Raw genomic sequence first — 15548 nt, 5'->3', positions numbered from 1 at the left:
GACCGTCAGTCCTGGACGGTCTCGGCGAAGTCCTGCTCGAGGTGCTCCGCGGTGCGCGTGTGCCACAGCCCGAGCCCGAACAGGAACGGGTAGACGAGCACCCCGAGCAGGAGCCACGGCAGGCGGATCCCGAGCACCTCCACCCGCCCGATCTCCGGGACGATCGCGAACAGCAGGGGCAACAGCCCCAGCGTGAGGCCGGCGCCGATCGCGAACCGGAGGGCGATGGCCAGCTGCGACCCGATCAGGTTCCTGCGCAGCAGCTCCCCGACGCCGGAGCTCTCCTGGATGGTGATGACGGTGCGGACCGGGCGGGCCACGCCCTTGCGTTCGGCCAGCACCACCCGCACCCGCTTGTTCTCGGGGTCCTCGGGGTCCTCCTGGTCCGCCGTCGGGAGGGGGGACCTGGTACCCCGGAGTTCGGCGCCCCGCTGCTCGGGCACGCTGATCCCGCCGAGGGGCGAGCCGGCCCGTTCCGGAGCTCCGGACGGCTTCCGGACGGCCCGGACCGGTGCGGTGTGCTCGGCCACGTCGGGATCCGGGATGGTGGCGGGAAGCCGGGGCGCGGTGGGCGCGGACGGCCCGACGGCCTCGTCCGGTGCGGCGGGAGACGGAGCGGGCATGGGCCCCGCAGGTTCGGCGACGGGGCCCGGGGTGGTGTCCACCGGCGCGGCGTCTGCGGGGGTGGTCTCGACGGGCGCGGTGGCCGACGGGTCCTGCGGCGGTGCGTCGGCCGGGCTCTGAGGTGCCGGGGCGACGGCCACCGGCTGGACCGGGGCGACGGGCGCGGTCGCGGGACCCGTGGCCGCGCGGGCCCGCCCGCGAGCGGCACCCCGCATCGCGGCGGCCGCGGCGACGCCCGGGCGGACGGGGCGCACCCCGCCGTCCCGATCCGGCGGTCCGGGCGGCGCCGGCCCGGGCGGTGCATTCCCTGGAGCTGTCCCCGGCGGCGCCGCCGCCGCTTCGGGCGGTGCCGCTTCGGACCGGTTCTCGTCCGGCCGCGTAGGCGGGCCCGACCAGACCGGCTGAGCGGTGGTGCCCTCCGTGCGCTCGCGCCGCAGGAGCTCGCTCGCCTGCGACATCTGCCCGCCCACCGGGCCAGGGCGCGGCGCGCCGGGGCCGGGAGTGGCGACGGAGTGCCGCGCCACGTACTCCACCGAGCCCGCGGACGTTGGTTCGCCGCGACGGGCGTGCCGTCCCCCGCCCGCGGCAACGCCGTCGGCGATGCGGCGCTGGATCTCGTCGTGCAGCCAGGCGGACCCGGTGTCCGGATCCACGTCGGGCGCCTCGGCGCGGTGCGGGACGGAGCCGTCGTCGTCCGGCTCCGGGGTCACCGACGGCGGGTTGCCGTCGGTGAACGTGGTCACCGCTGGCTCCACGCCTGCTTCGTCGCGCGGACGAGCCGGTCCTTCAGCTCGCGGGTGTGGCGCCGGCTCACCGGGAGCTCGGCGCAGTCCGCGCCGGTGCCGACCCGGACGACGTACCCGGATCCGGACAGCCGCAGCTCCGTGACCAGCGGCAGCGCCACCAGGAACGAGCGGTGGATGCGCACGAAGCCGGCCTCGCGCCAGCGGTCCTCGAGCACCGAGAGCGGGATGCGCACGAGGTGGCTGCCCTCGTTGGTGTGCAGGCGGGCGTAGTCGCCCTGCGCCTCCACGTACCGGACCGCCGAGCGCGGCACGAGCTTCGTGGTGCCGGCGAGCTCGACCGGGATGACCTCGTCCTCGGTGCTCTGCTCCGGCTGCGGCTCGGCCACCATGGCGGCGCGGTTGGCGAGGATGCGGTCGATCGAGGCGGCCAGCCGCTCGGAGCGGATGGGCTTGAGCAGGTAGTCCACCGCCCCGACCTCGTACGCGTCGACGGCCCGGTCGTCATGGGCCGTGACGAACACGACGGACGGCGGCACGGCCATCGACGAGAACACCCGCGCCAGCTCCAGACCGTCGAGGCCGGGCATGCGGATGTCGAGGAACACGATCTCGACGTGGGTGCGGTCGGCCACCCGGGTGCCGCTCACCGGGTCGGAGAGCCCACGGATGCCCGGACCGGCCGTGGCGGCCTCACGGACACCTTGCCGGCTGTTCAGGATGCGGAGTGCGTCTGTGGCGTCCGATGCCTTGAGCACCGTGCCTACGCGGGGGTCCTCGCTCAGCAGGTAGGCCAGTTCTTCGAGAGCCGGCAGCTCGTCGTCCACCGCGAGGACGACCAGGCCGCCGGAGCTGTCGTTGCTGTCCACGATCTCCTCATCCTGCGTGTGTCCGGGGGCCGGGGCCGGGACGCCCTGCCCCAGCTCCGTCGACCATGGTGACGGCGAATCCGTGTGAGTGCCAGAGTCCAGCACCAATCGGGTTCGTCCGGTCACACCGCGCTACAAACCGTACCGCGCCCACGCGGCACGTATTTCGGCCGCCTGGGCAAATCCCAGCAGGGCATCCGTGCTGATCACGCTGGTCGCAGCCGCGGGCGGCGTCAACCCGAGCCGCGCGAGGAGCGGCTTGCGCCCCTCGACCGGAACGAGGTCGGCGTCCGGGAAGCGCTCCGAGAGCACCGCCCTCGGCGTGCCGAGCCCGTCGACGAGCCCGAGCTCGACGGCCTTCGCCCCGGTCCAGATCTCGCCCGTGAACAGCTCGTCCTTCTCGCGCAGGCGATCACCGCGCCGCGCGACGACCCAGTCCTGGAACATCGTGTGCAGCTGGCCCTGCAGGTCACGCAGCCAGTCGACGTCGTCCTGCTTCTCCGGCAGGAAGGGGTCGAGCCGCGACTTCGCGTTGCCCGCCGTGTAGAGCCTGCGCTGCACGCCGAACCGCTCGATCAGCCCGTCCAGCCCGAAGCCGTGGCTGATCACCCCGATCGAGCCGACGAGCGACGTGGCGTGCGCGTAGATCTCGTCGGCGGCACACGCCAGCCAGTAGCCCCCGGACGCGGCGACGTCCTCGCAGAACGCGAGCACGGGCACGCCCTTCTCCGCGGCGAGACCGCGGATCCGGTCGGCCACCAGCGCCGACTGCGTGGGCGACCCGCCCGGCGAGTTGACCAGCAGCGCGACCGCGGCAAGCCGGTCCGGAGCGAACGCCCGCTCGATCGGCTTCTCCAGCGCCACCGAGTTGATCACCGAGCGGGGCACGGGACCGGTGGTCGCCGTGATCACGCCGTGCAGCCGGAGCAGCGACACGACGGGCCGGTCGCCCCGTTCCCCGAGACGCCCGGGCAGGCGGGAGGCGAGCCGGTCCGGGAGGCGGATCACGTCCATACGGTCACGTTACGCGGCTGTGCGCCAGCCGCAAAGATCAAGAAGGTCGGGGCGCGGGGGCGCCGTGCGCCGCCGGAGCGGAGCGGAGACGATCAAACACGGATGCCCGCGCGGAACTTCGGGACCCTCAGGGTGATCTTCATGCCCTCGCCGGGCGCGGTGTCCACGACGAGGCCGAAGTCGTCGCCGAACGTGGAGCGCATCCGGTCGTCGACGTTGCCGAGCCCGACGTGGGCACCGGACTGGTGGGCGTCGTCCAGGTCCTCGTGCAGGCGTGCCGGGTCCATGCCGATCCCGTCGTCCTCCACGATGATCACGCACTCGGCGCCCGCGTTCTCCGCGGTGATCGTGATGGTGCCGCCGTTGGGCTTGCCGCCCAGCCCGTGCCGCACGGCGTTCTCCACCAGGGGCTGCAGCGCGAGGAACGGCAGCACGACGGAGAGGACCTCGGGGGCGATCTGCAGCTTGATGTTGAGCCGGTTGCCGAAGCGGGCCTTCTCCAGCCGGACGTAGCGCTCGATGTTGGTGAGCTCGTCCTGCAACGTCGTGTACTCGCCCGCCGTGCGGAACGAGTAGCGGGTGAAGTCCGCGAACTCGATGAGCAGCTCGCGGGCGCGCACCGGGTCGGTGCGGATGAAGGAGGCGATCGTGGTGAGCGCGTTGTAGACGAAGTGCGGCGAGATCTGCGCCCGCAGGGCCCTGACCTCGGCGCGGTTGAGCCGGGCGCGCGACTCGTCGAGCTCGGCGAGCTCCAGCTGGCTGGAGACGTACCGAGCGACCTCCGCCGAGGCCCTCAGCAGCACCGGGCCCGCGGTGGACGTGGTGAGCGCCGCGAGGGTGCCGACGATCGCTCCGTCGGTCTCCAGCGGCACGACGACGATGCCCCGGACCGCGCAGTTGGGGTGCTCGCAGGACAGGGCGGTGTGCGAGAGCACCTGCTGGCGTCCGGTGGAGATGACCTGGTCGGCGAGCGACCGGACGTCCGGCTCGTGCTGGTCGGCCTCGCCGTCCCAGGCCAGGGTGGTGCCCCGGTTGTCGGTCATGGCGAGCGCGCACGTGTCGAGCAGCTGCCGCAGGTACGGCAGCGCGAACGACGCGGAGTTCGGCGAGAGCCCCTCGCGCAGCGACGGCGCGGCCAACGCCACCGTGTGCAGCGTGGCGAAGGTGGCGCGCTCCAGCGGCGTGGCGAAGGTGTTGCGCCGGTTCTTCATGATCAGCCACACCAGCAGCCCGATCATGACGACGATGACGCCACCGGCAACGAGCAGCGCCGTGGAGCTGCCCAGGAGCTCAGTCACACCTCCACCTACCTCACCAGGCGTGAAAGCCGCCGGTCGGCTAGTGGTTTGCCGCCGGTCTGGCAGCCGGGACAGTACTGGAACGACTTGTTCGCGAAGGACACCTCCCGCACGGTGTCCCCGCAGACCGGGCACGGCAGCCCGGTACGCGCGTGCACCCGCAGGCCGGAGCGCTTCTCCCCCTTGAGCTCCGCCGCCCCATGGCCGACCGACCGCTCGACGGCGTCGGCGAGGACCGATCGCATCGCCGAGTAGAGCCCGTCGACCTGCTCGACCGTCAGCCGGCCCGCCGTGGCGTACGGGGAGAGGCGCGCGGTGTGCAGGATCTCGTCGCTGTAGGCGTTGCCGATACCGGCGAGCACCTGCTGCTCGACGATCAGGGTCTTGATGCGTTCGGTGCGCCCGGCGAGCAGCGCGGCGAACTCGTCACGGGTGAGGGCGAGCGCGTCGGGGCCGAGGCGGGCGATCCCCGGTACCTCCTGCGGGTCGGGCACCAGGTAGACGGACAGGCGCTTCTGGGTGCCGGCCTCGGTGAGGTCGAACCCCGGCCCGCCGACCGCGTCGAGGTGCACCCGCAGCGACAGCGGCCCCCGTCCCGGCTTGGGCGGCGTGGCGGACGCGGTCTCGTGCCAGCGCAGCCAGCCGGCGCGGGACAGGTGGGTGATCAGGTGCAGCGGCTCGTCCGGCCGGTCGGCGAACTCGACGGACAGGAACTTGCCGTAGCGGGCGGCGCCGGTGACCACCCGGCCGGCCAGCGCGGTGACCGGCGGGTCGAAGGTCTTCACGGCGCTCATGCTCGCCACGTCGACGCGCGCGACCGGCCGGTAGACGGCGTGCTCGCGCAGGTGGTGGGCCAGCGCCTCGACCTCGGGGAGCTCGGGCACGGCTCTAGTTGACGGGTTGGAGAGGGCTGTCGGCGTGTCCCGGCGTGCCCTGGGTACGGATGCGGCGCACGATGATGCGGATCTCCTCCTTGGCCTTCGACCCGCCGCGCACCATGCCCGTCCACCGCTCCGCAGGCAGGTCGTACCCGCCCGCGGTCTCGGCGACGATCGTCCACGGCCTGCGCAGGAACCAGCGAATCGGGAAGAACGCCACCACGACCACCGCGGTGACGTACAGGTACCAGGGGATGTGCACCCCCGCGGGCCGCCAGACGATGAGGATCAGCCAGAACACGAAGAGCGCCGACAGGATGAGCACGGCCGCCCCGCGACCGCCGTCGACGTCGTGCTCGAAGTCGTCGCCGACGGCAGGCAGGGACCACTCGATGTTGCGGCGCACCGACCACATGCGTCCGTCGACACCGGCGATCGTTCTCGTAGACATCATCCCCGCCGTGGTGAGTGCTGGTTTTCCCCAACTTTCCCACAGATCGGCCGCCGATGGCGGCTACCACCGCAGCGGGAGGCTCGTGATCCCGTTGATGAAGTTCGAGACGAGCCTGCGCGGCTCGCCGTCGGGCTCCGCCTGCGGCAGGCGCAGGAACTCCGTGAAGAACTCCCGCATCTGCAGCCGGGCGAACGCGGCGCCGAGGCACAGGTGCGGGCCCTGCCCGAACGACAGGTGGTCGTTGGGTTCCCGGGCGAGGTCGAGGCGGAACGGGTCGGCGAAGCGGCGCTCGTCGTGGTTGGCCGACACGTGGTAGACGACGACCTTGTCGCCACGCGCGATGCGCTTGCCGCGCAATTCCACGTCGCGGGCCGCCGTGCGGCGGAACGTGAGCACCGGCGGGTGCACGCGCAACAGCTCCTCGATCGCCGACGGCAGGAGCGCCGGCTCGGAGCGCAACCGCCGGTAGGCGTCGGGGTGGCGCACGAGGGCGAGCACACCTCCGGGGAGTGCGCTGCGCACGGTGTCGTTGCCCGCGATCACCAGCAGGAAGAAGAACATCTTGAGCTCGGCGTCGGTGAGCCGCTCGCCGTCGACCTCGGCCTCCACCAGCGCGGTCATCAGGTCGTCGGCCGGCTCGACGCGCTTGCGTTCGGCGAGCTGCTCGGCGTAGCCGAACATGTCGGCGAGCATCGCGGGAGAGCGCGGGTTGACCGGCCTCCCCTCGGCGTCGGTGACGACGTGGGCGTGCTCGGGGTCCTGGTAGCCGATCACGCGGTTGGTCCACTCGAGCAACATCGAGCGGTCGGCGGCCGGCACGCCGAGCAGGTCGGCCAGGTTCTGCAGGGGGAAGTCGTCGGTGACCTCACGCGGCAGGTCGCACCTCCCCCGGCCGGCCACGGCGCCGAGCAGCTCGGCGGCCCTCCCCCGCACGACACCCGCGAAGCGCTCCAGCCGCCTCCTGCTGAACGTGCCCGTGACGATCCGGCGCAGCCGCAGCTGCTCCGGCGGGTCCATGTTGAGGATCATGCGTCGCAGGAACGGCAGGTCGGCCGGGTCCGGATCACGGATCTGGGTGGCGCCGAGCGCGGAGGAGAACTGCTCGGGCGTGCGCAGCACGTGCTTGACGTCGTCGTGCCGGGTGATCGCCCAGAAGCCGGGCCCGGCGGGCCAGACCCCGATCTCGGGCTCCTCCTGCCAGCTCACCGGGTCGGTGTCGCGCAGCAGGCGCAGCGCGTCGTGCGGCACGCCCCGGCCGAAGGTGCGCGGATCGAAGACGTCGATGTCTGTCACGGACACACTTGCTACCCGAAATCGAGCGCGGGCGTGAGCACCCCTTCCAGCGCGAGCAGCCACTCCTTGGTGGCCCGGCCGCCGCCGAACCCGCCCAGCGAGTCCGAGCCGAGCACGCGGTGACACGGCACCACCACGGGCAGCGGGTTCGACCCCATGATCGACCCGACGCCGCGTGCCGCCGTGTAGGCCGGGCCGAGCCCGCTGCGGACCGCGAGCTCCCCGTAGGTGACGGTGGCGCCGTACGGCACGGTGTCGTGCAGGGCCTGCAGCACGACCCGCTGCGACCCCGCGGTGAGCGACCAGTCGAGCGGCACGTCGAACTCCCGCCGCGTGCCGGCGAGGTACTCGGCGAGCTGTGTCGCGGCCGCCCCGCCGTCGCCGTCGGCAAGCGGCTCGCCCAGCCGCTCGGCCGCGCGCTCCACGGTCTCGGGGACGTGGCCGAAGGCGACGAGCGCGAGACCACGGGGCGTGACGCCGATGGTGAGCCCGCCCATCGGCCCGGGCGCGTCGAGCACGGTGCGAACGATGGCCATGCCGACAGTGTGCCGCGGCTCTCCGACAGTTCGAAGGCCCTCGGGCCGCTGGCGCACCCGCGGCGCCGGGCGCGGCCGCTCGCGGGACCCGTGCTCGATCGGCGGTCCCGTGGCACCCGCCTCCTCGTTGATCGCTCCGAGCTGCGCGCACCTGCCCCCCCCCCGGACGGCGCTGAGCGGGATCTCGCAACGATCAACGCATCATGATCGGACCGACATCCGCCACAACGCCCACCCAAGGGCGGCCACGCCCAGGTGATCATGGAGAAGCCACCTCCGGTGGCGCCGCGCGCCCCACCACCCGGCAACCCTGGACGGGTGCTAGCCAGCCCCGCCCCTGGGGATCACCCCGGGAACAGGTCGACCGCCAGGTGGTGGGCGGCCCAGTCCGTCCAGTCCTGCAGCGGCCAGCCCTGGGTCACCGCCAGCAGGCCGAAGGTCTCGTGCGAGAGCAGGGCCGCGGTGATCTCGGTGGCGCGTTGCACCGAGATGTCGGTGGTGAACCCCGGCTTCTCCGCGAGCTCGTCCACGGCCTGGGCGTGCACGGCCAGCGCGGCCCGCCGGGTGCGGACGAGCAGCTCGGCGGGTTCGGGGTCGGCCGCCGCGGCCCGGAGCACGGCGTCGAGCGGGTAGCGGCGGTCGAGTTGCACGGCCGTGTGCTCGACGTACCGGCGCAGCGCCGCCGGGCCTGCCGGCTCGGAGCGGACGCCCGTCAGCCACTCGTTCGGCTGGTCGTCGGGCTCGACGGCGAGCGCGGCCTCCAGTACCGCGGCCTTGCTGCCGAAGGACAGGTAGAGCGTCTGCACCGCCACGCCCGCCGCGCCGGCGATGCCGGCCATCGTCGTCTCCACGTACCCGTCGCGCACGAACAGCGGGGTCGCGGATGCGACCACCCGCTGCCGGGTGGCCTGGGCGCGGCCGGCGCGAGCGGCCCGAGTGCGTGTCGACAACTGGAACCCCTTGATGGAATGTCATTCCATCATCAAGCTACAGCATCAGGATCCATAACGATCTTCAACCCGCCGGTTCAGGTGCGGCCGACCGCCTCCGCCCACCGCACCGACCACGCGCGGAGGGGTGCGATCGCATCACCCAGGTCCGCCCCCACCGCGGTCAGGCGATGAGCCCGGTTCTCGTCGTGCTCCACGAGGCCCGCCGCGCGGAGCTCCCCGAGGCGGGTGTTCAGGACGGTCGGCGACAGGCCGTCGCACCGCTCCTGCAGTGCCCGGAAGCCGACGGCCCCGTCCCGCAGCTCCCACAGGATGCGCAGCGCCCATCGCCTGCCCAGCAGGTCGAAGGCGGCCATGATCGGGCGGCCGGTCTGCGATCCCCGGACGGGCGAGCCGGGAAGGGGTGTTGCGCGGTCGTCCACGGCCGCCATTGTCCTCCCACGAGCCCGTGCGCTACGAAGTACGTAGCGAAAGGAGGCACGGGTGCGCGTTCTGGAGGTCCGGGAGCGGACGGTGCCGATCTCGCGCTATGCCCCCGGCGACGCCCTCGGTGGCGACCTCGACACCACGGCGGTCGCGGTGGTGACCGACGTCCTCCGCGACGGTGAGCCGGTCGTCGGGTTCGGCTTCTCGTCCATCGGACGGTTCGGGCAAGGCGGGTTGATCCGCGAGCGCTTCGCGCCCCGCCTCGTCGCCGCGGGGGACGAGGTGGCGGCGGCCTCGGGCGGCACCATCGATCCGTTCCGGGCGTGGGACCACATGATGCGCGGGGAGAAGCCCGGAGGGCACGGCGAGCGGTGCGTCGCCGTGGGGACGCTGGACATGGCGCTCTGGGACGCGGCGGCCAAGATCGCCGACCGGCCGCTGCACGCGTTCCTCGCCGATACGACCGGTGCGAGCGGTTCCGCCGCCCGCGTTCCGGTCTACGTGGGCGGCGGCTACTACTTCCCCGAGGACGACATCGGCCGGCTGACCGGCGAGGTGCGTGGGTTCCTGGACCGCGGCCACACCCACGTCAAGATCAAGATAGGAGGGCGGGCGCTCGCCGAGGACCTCGAGCGGATCGAGGCCGTCCTGTCGCTGCTCCCGAGCGCGGACCGGCTCGCGGTGGACGCCATGAACCGCTACGACCCCGACCAGGCAGAACGCGTCGCAGGCGCGCTGGCGCCGTACGGACTCCGGTGGTTCGAGGACGTGTGCGACCCGCTCGACCTCGCGGCGCACGCGCGGATCGCCGGGCTCTACGCCCCACCGCTCGCCGCGGGCGAACCGCTGTTCTCGGCTTCCGACGCGCGGAACCTCGCTCGGTACGGCGGTTTGCGGCCGGACCGCGACGTGCTGCTCTTCGATCCCGCACACTGCTACGGCCTGCCCGGCTACCTGCAGATCGTGCAGGTCATGGAGGCGGCGGGGTGGAGCCGCGGCGCATTCCAGCCGCACGGCGGGCACCTGTTCTCGCTCCACGTCGCGGCCGGGCTGGGCCTCGGTGGGAGCGAGGCGAACCCGCACAACTTCCAGCCGTTCGGCGGGTTCGCGGACGGCACCGTCGTCGAGGACGGCTCCGTCCGGCCGCCCGATGCGCCCGGGATCGGCTTCGAGCGCAGGTCAGGCCTGTTCGCCCGCTTCCGTTCGCTGCTCTGACCGCGGGAAGCGGGCCGCCCACGGCTCGAGCGGAAGGCGCAGTGTGTTGATGACCGTGGACAGGGTCCGGTACCACCCGCAGAGGATGATCAGCTCGAGCAGCTGTGCCGGTTCGAAGGACTCGGTGAGCCCCTGCCAGGTTCCGTCGGTCAGCGCCCCGTCGTCGGCGAGCTCGTCGGCCGCCGTGACCAGCAGCCGCGTGCGCGCGTCGAAGACCGGGTCGTCGGACGGCGCGGTCGCCAGCGCCCCCAGGACGGCCTCGTCGAGCCCGACCGAGGGGCCGAAGACGACCGCGTGCACCCCCCACTCGTACTCGGCGCCTGCGCGGGCGGTGGTGCGTTCGATGAGCACCTCGCGGTCCCTCGCCGGCAGCAGCCCCTTGTTCAGCAGCCCGGACGCCATCGGCCGCATCCGGTCGGCGAGGTCGCGGTGGATCGCGAGCGCCCGGAACAGCAGGAGCGGATCGTGATCGGCCCCCGGCGGCATCAGCTTGCCGAGCAGCCGCTCGACGTCCTCGTCGTAAGGAGGGCACACCGGGGCGAGTCGCGGTTCCATCCTCCGAATGCTACAGATTACGTAGCACCTTCGCGGATCTCGTCGAGCTTCTTGGGCTGCGTCAGCCGCCAGTGGTTGCCGAACGGATCGCGGAACGCGGCGTCGATCCCGTAGAAGCGCTCCTCCGGCTCCTCGATGAACTCGACGCCCCGCGCCGTCAACTCCTCGTAGGTGGCCCGGCAGTCGTCCGTCTCGAGGGCGCCGAGCCCCAGGTACCCGCGCGCGATCATGCTGCGCATCTGCCCGGCGATCGGTTCCTCGACCACGGGCGGCTCCGGGACGACCAGCATCATCGGCAGGTCGGGGCGGCGGTTCGGGTGCACCGTCAGCCAGCGGAAGCCGTCCATCTCGCGGTCGATCCCCACCTCGAAGTCGAGCACGTCCACGTAGAAGCGCTTCGCCTCGTCGAGGTCCAGGACGTTGAGGCAGACCAGCGCGAATCCGGTGATCACGGCTGGCGAGCGTAGGGCGCGTGCGCTTCGACGAAGTCGTGCACGGCCGTGGCGAGCGCGTCCGGGGCGACGTCATGGGTCTGTCCGGGCAGCTCTGCGTGGATCGCACCGGGGATCGCGTCGACGGCGGCCTCGCCCACGGCACGGAACCAGTCCGGGCTCGCCGCGCCCGTGAACACCGCCGTGGTGGCCGTGATCGCGGCGAAGCGCTCGCGGGGAATGCTCCCGTCGCCCATCACCTCGGCGTCGTAGGCGAGCGTGTGCGCGAGACCCTCGCCCAGGGCCCAGTACGGCGACCGCCGGACGCCGGCGATCGCCTCCGCGGGTAGGCCGACCACGGTCATGAACAGCTCCAGTGCCTCACCACGGCGGCCTTCGGCCAGCAGGGCACGGGTCCGTTCCGCGTACTCGAGCGAGGCGCGCTGTGCCGTGGCGTCGAGCCGGAAGGGCGGCTCCCACACCACCAGGTGCCCGACCGGCAGGCCCGCCGCGGCGGCGTGGGCCGCGAGCACCCCTCCCGAGGAGAGGCCGACCGCCGTGGCGGAACCCCCCGCCGCGGCGAGCAGGATCTCCAGGTCCTCGATCTCGCGCTCGACGGCGTAGGGCGGGGTGTCGGTGCTGTCGCCGCGGCCCCGGCGGTCGTAGTTGAGCACGGTGAAGTGGGCGGAGAGGCCCTCCGCGATGCGCGCGTCGACGGCGCGGTCGCACGACGCGCCCGCCACGAGCACCAGCGGCGGACCCGCGCCGGTCTGGTCGAACGCGATGATCGTTCCGTCCTGGGAAGTCACTGTCTCCATGGCGGGAACGCTATGGGCGGGACCGGCGTCGCGGCTTCTCCGAAACCGCTCAACCCGCGGGACGCGTGTACCGGCGGACCAGGCACGACGGGATGGCGGCCAGATCGTCGTGGCCGTGCTCCCGCCGCCGGTAGGACGTCGGGCTCTCGCCGACGAACCGGCGGAACTGGGTGCTGAAGGAGCCGAGGCTGGTGAACCCGACGGCGAGGCAGACCTCGGTGACGGACAGCTCGCCGGCCCGCAGCAACGCCTTGGCTCGCTCCATCCGCCTGCGCAGCAGGTAGCGGTGGGGCGTCTCCCCGAAGGCTGCCTTGAACGACCGGCTGAAGTAGTCCTCGGAGACGTACGCGCTCCGCGCGAGCGCGGGGACGTCGAGCGGCCCGGCGAAGGCGCGGTCGATCAGGTCCCGCACCCGCAGCAGGTGCCGGGAGAGCGGGATGGCCGGGGGCGCCGTCACCGCGCCGACGGTACTCAGGTCTCCCGCCGGGCGGCGGTGGCGCCGTCCCCGCCGGTGCTGTTGGTGCAGCCGTGCCTCAACGCCTGGTGTTGGGCAGCTCGCCGAGGTTCTTGATGGCCTCGTCGGCGGGCCCGGTGTCGACCAGCCGGTCGATCGGCGGCGCCTGGTTCTCGAGGATCCCGAGCTGGCCCATCGTGTCGACCGTGGCGCTGATGCGGTTCTTGTCGAGGCCGGTGTTCAGCGGGAAGACCTGCCGCTCCGTGAGCAGCCTGTCATACGACTCGGAGATGATCGAGTCGTCGAAGCCGGTGGCGTCGGCGACGATCCGCACCGTCTCCGCCTTGTTGGCGTACATGTACCGGTGGGCCTTGGTGAGGGCCGTGAGCAGCCGGCTGGCCGCATCCCGGTTCTTGTCCAGCCAGGCCCGCGACGCGAAGATCGCGCCATAGTGGTAGTTCGGGAGGATGTCGACGAGGTCCGTGAGGACGTGCAGGTTGGGGTAGGCGTGCGCCGCCGCGACGGCTTGCTCGGTCTGCAGGATGGCGGACTGGATGCGGCCGTCCACTAGCGCCGCCGTGTAGGACTGCGCGTCCACCGGCACGTACTGCACGTCGTTCGGTGTGAGCCCGCCCTGCTGGAGCACGAGCCTGGTCATGACCTCCCGGAACGCGCCCACCTCCTGCACGCCGACCGGACGTCCACGCAGGTCGGCCGGGGTGAGGATGTCCTTCGGCGTGACCGCGGAGATGGACAGCCGGTCGGCGTAGGCGCCGATGATGACGGTGTCCTTACCGCTCCCGGCGGAGTTCACCACCGGCTCGATGCTGGCCGCCCCCACGTCGATCTGCCCGTCCTCGACGGCCTGCACTACCGAGACGCCGGACTTCAGGTTCTGGATCTGGACCGCGACGCCGTAGTCGGCCAGGAAGCCCTTCTGCTGGGCGACGAGGATGTCGGAGTTGGCGAAGCTCGTGACGCCGGTGGGCAGGGCGATCCGCAGGATGGGGGGCCCGTCCGCGGCCGCCGCCTCGGGCTCCTGCCCCAGAGCCCCGCACCCCGCGGTGAGCGCGGACAGCGCGACGAGCAGCACGGCGAGCAACCGGTGCGGTCGTGACGACATGGGGAACCTCTCAGTCTCTCGCCGACCAGCGGACGACACGACGCTCGACGAACTCGAGGAGCGCGGTGAGGAGCACGCCGAGGGCCGCGATCACGAGGATGGGCACGAACGTGCGGTCGGTCTGGAAGCTGTTGGCACTGGTGACGATCAGATAGCCGAGCCCGGAGAAGGCGGTGAAGAACTCGGCCACGATGACGCCGATCAGCGCGCGCCCGATCGCGAGCCGCAGGCCCGTGACGACGTACGGCAGCGCGGACGGCAGGATGAGGTCGAACCACATGCGACGCTCGCCGGAGCAGAACGAGCGCGCCACCTCGATGAGGTCGCGGTCGACCTCCTGCACCCCGCGCATCGTGTTGATCAGCACGGGGAAGAGCACGAAGAGGATCACCACGACCGTCTTGGCGGTGGGCCCGAACCCGAACCAGACCACGATCACGGGGATCAGCGCCACGCTCGGGGTGGCGTAGAGGGCGTTGAGCGGCAGCTCGATCAGCGTGCCGAAGACCTGGCTGCGGCCGGCGGCCAGGCCGATCACGAGCCCCGCGACGACGCCGATCAGCGAGCCGACGCCCAGTACGACGAAGCTCTCGCTCATCGCCTTCGTGAGGGAGCCGTCCCCGATCATCTCGAAGGTGGCGGCGATGATCGCGGTCGGCGAGGACAGCAGCACCGGGTTGATCGCGTTGCCGTAGAGCTCCCACGCCACCGCTATGGCGAGCACGGACCCCAGGCGAAGGACCCACTTCGTGGTGGGCGTCAGCGGCCGGCGCGCGCCGCGCGCGGGCTTGCCGGTTCGGCGCGGCGAGCCGCCGCTGCTCGGCGTGCCGGCGTCCTCGGCGACGGTGGTCATGTGCGCTCCAGGACGCGGTCGGTGTCGCCCTGCAGGGCGTTCCACAGCTGCTCGCGCAGGTCGGCGTAGGACTCGTGGGACCGCACCGAGCGCGCCGTCCGCGGCCGGGGGATGGACACCGGGACCTCGAGCGCGATGTGGCCGGGCGGGCCCTGGATCACGATGATCCGGTCGGCCATCAGGATGGCCTCGTCGACGTCGTGCGTGATCAGCATCGCCGACATGTTCTCGTTGCGCTCCCAGAGCTGCAGCACCTCGTTCTGCAGCACCTCGCGGGTGATCGCGTCGACCGCGCTGAAAGGCTCGTCGAGCAGCAGCAGTTCGGGCTCCATGGACAACGCGCGCGCGATCCCGACCCGCTGCTTCATCCCCCCGGAGAGCTGGTGCGGATAGCGGTGCTGGGCGTGGGTGAGGTTCATGATCTCGAGCAGCTCGTCGACGCGGTCGGCGTAGCCGCTGCGGCCCTGCACCCGGAGCCCGTACTCCACGTTGGTGCGCACCGTCTTCCACGGGAAGAGACCGAAGTGCTGGAAGACCATCGAGATCTTGGGTGTGGGGCCGGTGATGACGTCCCCGTCCAGCTGCACGGACCCGCCCGCGGGCGGGAGCAGCCCGGCCACCGACCGCAGCAGAGTGGTCTTGCCACCACCGGACGTGCCGATGATGCACACGAACTCGTGGACGTCCACGGAGAGTTCGATGTCGTCCAGGATGTGGTTGCCGCCCAGCGACACGGACAGGCGGTCGACGACGACCCTGGGCTTCGCTTCCTTCATCGGCCCCCCGCGGGCGTCACTGCTCTACCGGTCTCAGCAGAAAGACTACAACGAGTACCAGAAACCCTTTACATTCGAGGGCACCGTAAGGCCGTTCGGGTTGCACTGTCAACACCCATGGTCACACACCGCCACCACCGGACTGGGCAGATAACCAGCTATTTTCCCACAGCACGCGAGAAGGCCCGACATCGACCCCCGGGACCGATGTGCGAATTGATCGGAAATGCGTTCAGCG

General features: G+C 72.0%; 18 protein-coding genes. 1 reads left to right on the top strand and 17 read right to left on the bottom strand.

Going from position 1 to position 15548, the window contains the following annotated elements; all coding sequences use genetic code 11:
* Nucleotides 1–5: 5 nt before the first annotated feature.
* The 10 genes from ACU436_RS19155 to ACU436_RS19110 form a co-directional block, all read right to left on the bottom strand.
* A complete protein-coding gene (locus ACU436_RS19155) occupies nucleotides 6–1367 on the bottom strand; it encodes a hypothetical protein (protein WP_459027122.1) in 1362 nt (453 codons plus the stop codon).
* Nucleotides 1364–2236, bottom strand: a complete 873-nt coding sequence (locus ACU436_RS19150; protein WP_459027120.1) for a LytR/AlgR family response regulator transcription factor — start codon at nucleotides 2234–2236, stop codon at nucleotides 1364–1366. Before ACU436_RS19150 ends, ACU436_RS19155 begins: the two co-directional genes overlap by 4 nt.
* Before the next feature lie 132 nt (nucleotides 2237–2368).
* Nucleotides 2369–3241, bottom strand: a complete 873-nt coding sequence (locus ACU436_RS19145) for a S49 family peptidase (RefSeq protein ID WP_459028141.1) — start codon at nucleotides 3239–3241, stop codon at nucleotides 2369–2371.
* Between the two features lie 101 nt (nucleotides 3242–3342).
* Nucleotides 3343–4548 carry a sensor histidine kinase gene (locus ACU436_RS19140; RefSeq protein WP_459027118.1) on the bottom strand — a complete coding sequence of 402 codons (1206 nt, stop codon included), beginning with the start codon at nucleotides 4546–4548 and terminating at the stop codon, nucleotides 3343–3345.
* 8 nt (nucleotides 4549–4556) lie between these two features.
* Nucleotides 4557–5432, bottom strand: coding sequence for an Fpg/Nei family DNA glycosylase (locus ACU436_RS19135; RefSeq protein ID WP_459027116.1), 876 nt, complete (start codon nucleotides 5430–5432; stop codon nucleotides 4557–4559).
* Between the two features lie 4 nt (nucleotides 5433–5436).
* Nucleotides 5437–5880 (bottom strand): hypothetical protein, encoded by a 444-nt coding sequence (locus tag ACU436_RS19130; protein ID WP_459027114.1) that lies wholly within the window; start codon nucleotides 5878–5880, stop codon nucleotides 5437–5439.
* A gap of 60 nt (nucleotides 5881–5940) precedes the next feature.
* Nucleotides 5941–7173, bottom strand: coding sequence for a cytochrome P450 (locus ACU436_RS19125; RefSeq protein WP_459027112.1), 1233 nt, complete (start codon nucleotides 7171–7173; stop codon nucleotides 5941–5943).
* 11 nt (nucleotides 7174–7184) lie between these two features.
* Complete coding sequence (locus ACU436_RS19120; protein WP_459027110.1) at nucleotides 7185–7709, bottom strand: methylated-DNA--[protein]-cysteine S-methyltransferase; 525 nt, start codon at nucleotides 7707–7709, stop codon at nucleotides 7185–7187.
* Nucleotides 7710–8053: 344 nt separating this feature from the next.
* Entirely contained in the window at nucleotides 8054–8659 is a 606-nt protein-coding gene (locus tag ACU436_RS19115) for a TetR family transcriptional regulator (RefSeq protein WP_459027108.1), read from the bottom strand.
* Between the two features lie 77 nt (nucleotides 8660–8736).
* Nucleotides 8737–9081: a winged helix-turn-helix transcriptional regulator gene (locus ACU436_RS19110; RefSeq protein WP_459027106.1), complete on the bottom strand. Its 345-nt coding sequence runs from the start codon at nucleotides 9079–9081 to the stop codon at nucleotides 8737–8739.
* Nucleotides 9082–9142: 61 nt separating this feature from the next.
* Here ACU436_RS19110 and ACU436_RS19105 point away from each other — a divergent pair, with 61 nt between their 5' ends.
* On the top strand, nucleotides 9143–10300 hold the full coding sequence (locus tag ACU436_RS19105; protein ID WP_459027104.1) for an enolase C-terminal domain-like protein: 1158 nt from the start codon (nucleotides 9143–9145) through the stop codon (nucleotides 10298–10300).
* Here ACU436_RS19105 and ACU436_RS19100 read toward each other — a convergent pair.
* From ACU436_RS19100 to ACU436_RS19070, 7 genes are all read right to left on the bottom strand, one after another.
* Nucleotides 10265–10855 (bottom strand): carboxymuconolactone decarboxylase family protein, encoded by a 591-nt coding sequence (locus ACU436_RS19100; RefSeq protein WP_459027102.1) that lies wholly within the window; start codon nucleotides 10853–10855, stop codon nucleotides 10265–10267. The genes ACU436_RS19105 and ACU436_RS19100 overlap by 36 nt on opposite strands.
* A gap of 17 nt (nucleotides 10856–10872) precedes the next feature.
* Nucleotides 10873–11307, bottom strand: coding sequence for a VOC family protein (locus tag ACU436_RS19095; protein ID WP_459027100.1), 435 nt, complete (start codon nucleotides 11305–11307; stop codon nucleotides 10873–10875).
* Complete coding sequence (locus ACU436_RS19090; protein WP_459027098.1) at nucleotides 11304–12104, bottom strand: alpha/beta fold hydrolase; 801 nt, start codon at nucleotides 12102–12104, stop codon at nucleotides 11304–11306. The genes ACU436_RS19095 and ACU436_RS19090 overlap by 4 nt, the downstream gene beginning before the upstream one ends.
* A gap of 49 nt (nucleotides 12105–12153) precedes the next feature.
* Nucleotides 12154–12561 (bottom strand): helix-turn-helix transcriptional regulator, encoded by a 408-nt coding sequence (locus ACU436_RS19085; RefSeq protein ID WP_459027096.1) that lies wholly within the window; start codon nucleotides 12559–12561, stop codon nucleotides 12154–12156.
* Between the two features lie 76 nt (nucleotides 12562–12637).
* On the bottom strand, nucleotides 12638–13681 hold the full coding sequence (locus ACU436_RS19080) for an ABC transporter substrate-binding protein (protein WP_459027094.1): 1044 nt from the start codon (nucleotides 13679–13681) through the stop codon (nucleotides 12638–12640).
* A 10-nt stretch (nucleotides 13682–13691) separates the two neighbouring features.
* Nucleotides 13692–14534: an ABC transporter permease gene (locus tag ACU436_RS19075; protein WP_459027092.1), complete on the bottom strand. Its 843-nt coding sequence runs from the start codon at nucleotides 14532–14534 to the stop codon at nucleotides 13692–13694.
* Entirely contained in the window at nucleotides 14531–15310 is a 780-nt protein-coding gene (locus ACU436_RS19070; RefSeq protein ID WP_459027090.1) for an ABC transporter ATP-binding protein, read from the bottom strand. Before ACU436_RS19070 ends, ACU436_RS19075 begins: the two co-directional genes overlap by 4 nt.
* Between the last annotated feature and the right edge of the window lie 238 nt (nucleotides 15311–15548).

It is taken from the genome of Pseudonocardia wallangbongensis, from assembly GCF_054486945.1.
The sequence above is the reverse complement of the archived record's forward strand: the minus strand, read 5'-3'. Positions and strand labels throughout refer to the sequence as shown.

Coding starts and splice junctions, on each gene's coding strand:
- ACU436_RS19130 (WP_459027114.1), bottom strand. CDS start 5,880: ATGATGTCTACGAGAACGATCGCCGGTGTCGACGGACGCATGTGGTCG.
- ACU436_RS19120 (WP_459027110.1), bottom strand. CDS start 7,709: ATGGCCATCGTTCGCACCGTGCTCGACGCGCCCGGGCCGATGGGCGGG.
- ACU436_RS19100 (WP_459027102.1), bottom strand. CDS start 10,855: ATGGAACCGCGACTCGCCCCGGTGTGCCCTCCTTACGACGAGGACGTC.
- ACU436_RS19090 (WP_459027098.1), bottom strand. CDS start 12,104: ATGGAGACAGTGACTTCCCAGGACGGAACGATCATCGCGTTCGACCAG.
- ACU436_RS19080 (WP_459027094.1), bottom strand. CDS start 13,681: ATGTCGTCACGACCGCACCGGTTGCTCGCCGTGCTGCTCGTCGCGCTG.
- ACU436_RS19075 (WP_459027092.1), bottom strand. CDS start 14,534: ATGACCACCGTCGCCGAGGACGCCGGCACGCCGAGCAGCGGCGGCTCG.
- ACU436_RS19070 (WP_459027090.1), bottom strand. CDS start 15,310: ATGAAGGAAGCGAAGCCCAGGGTCGTCGTCGACCGCCTGTCCGTGTCG.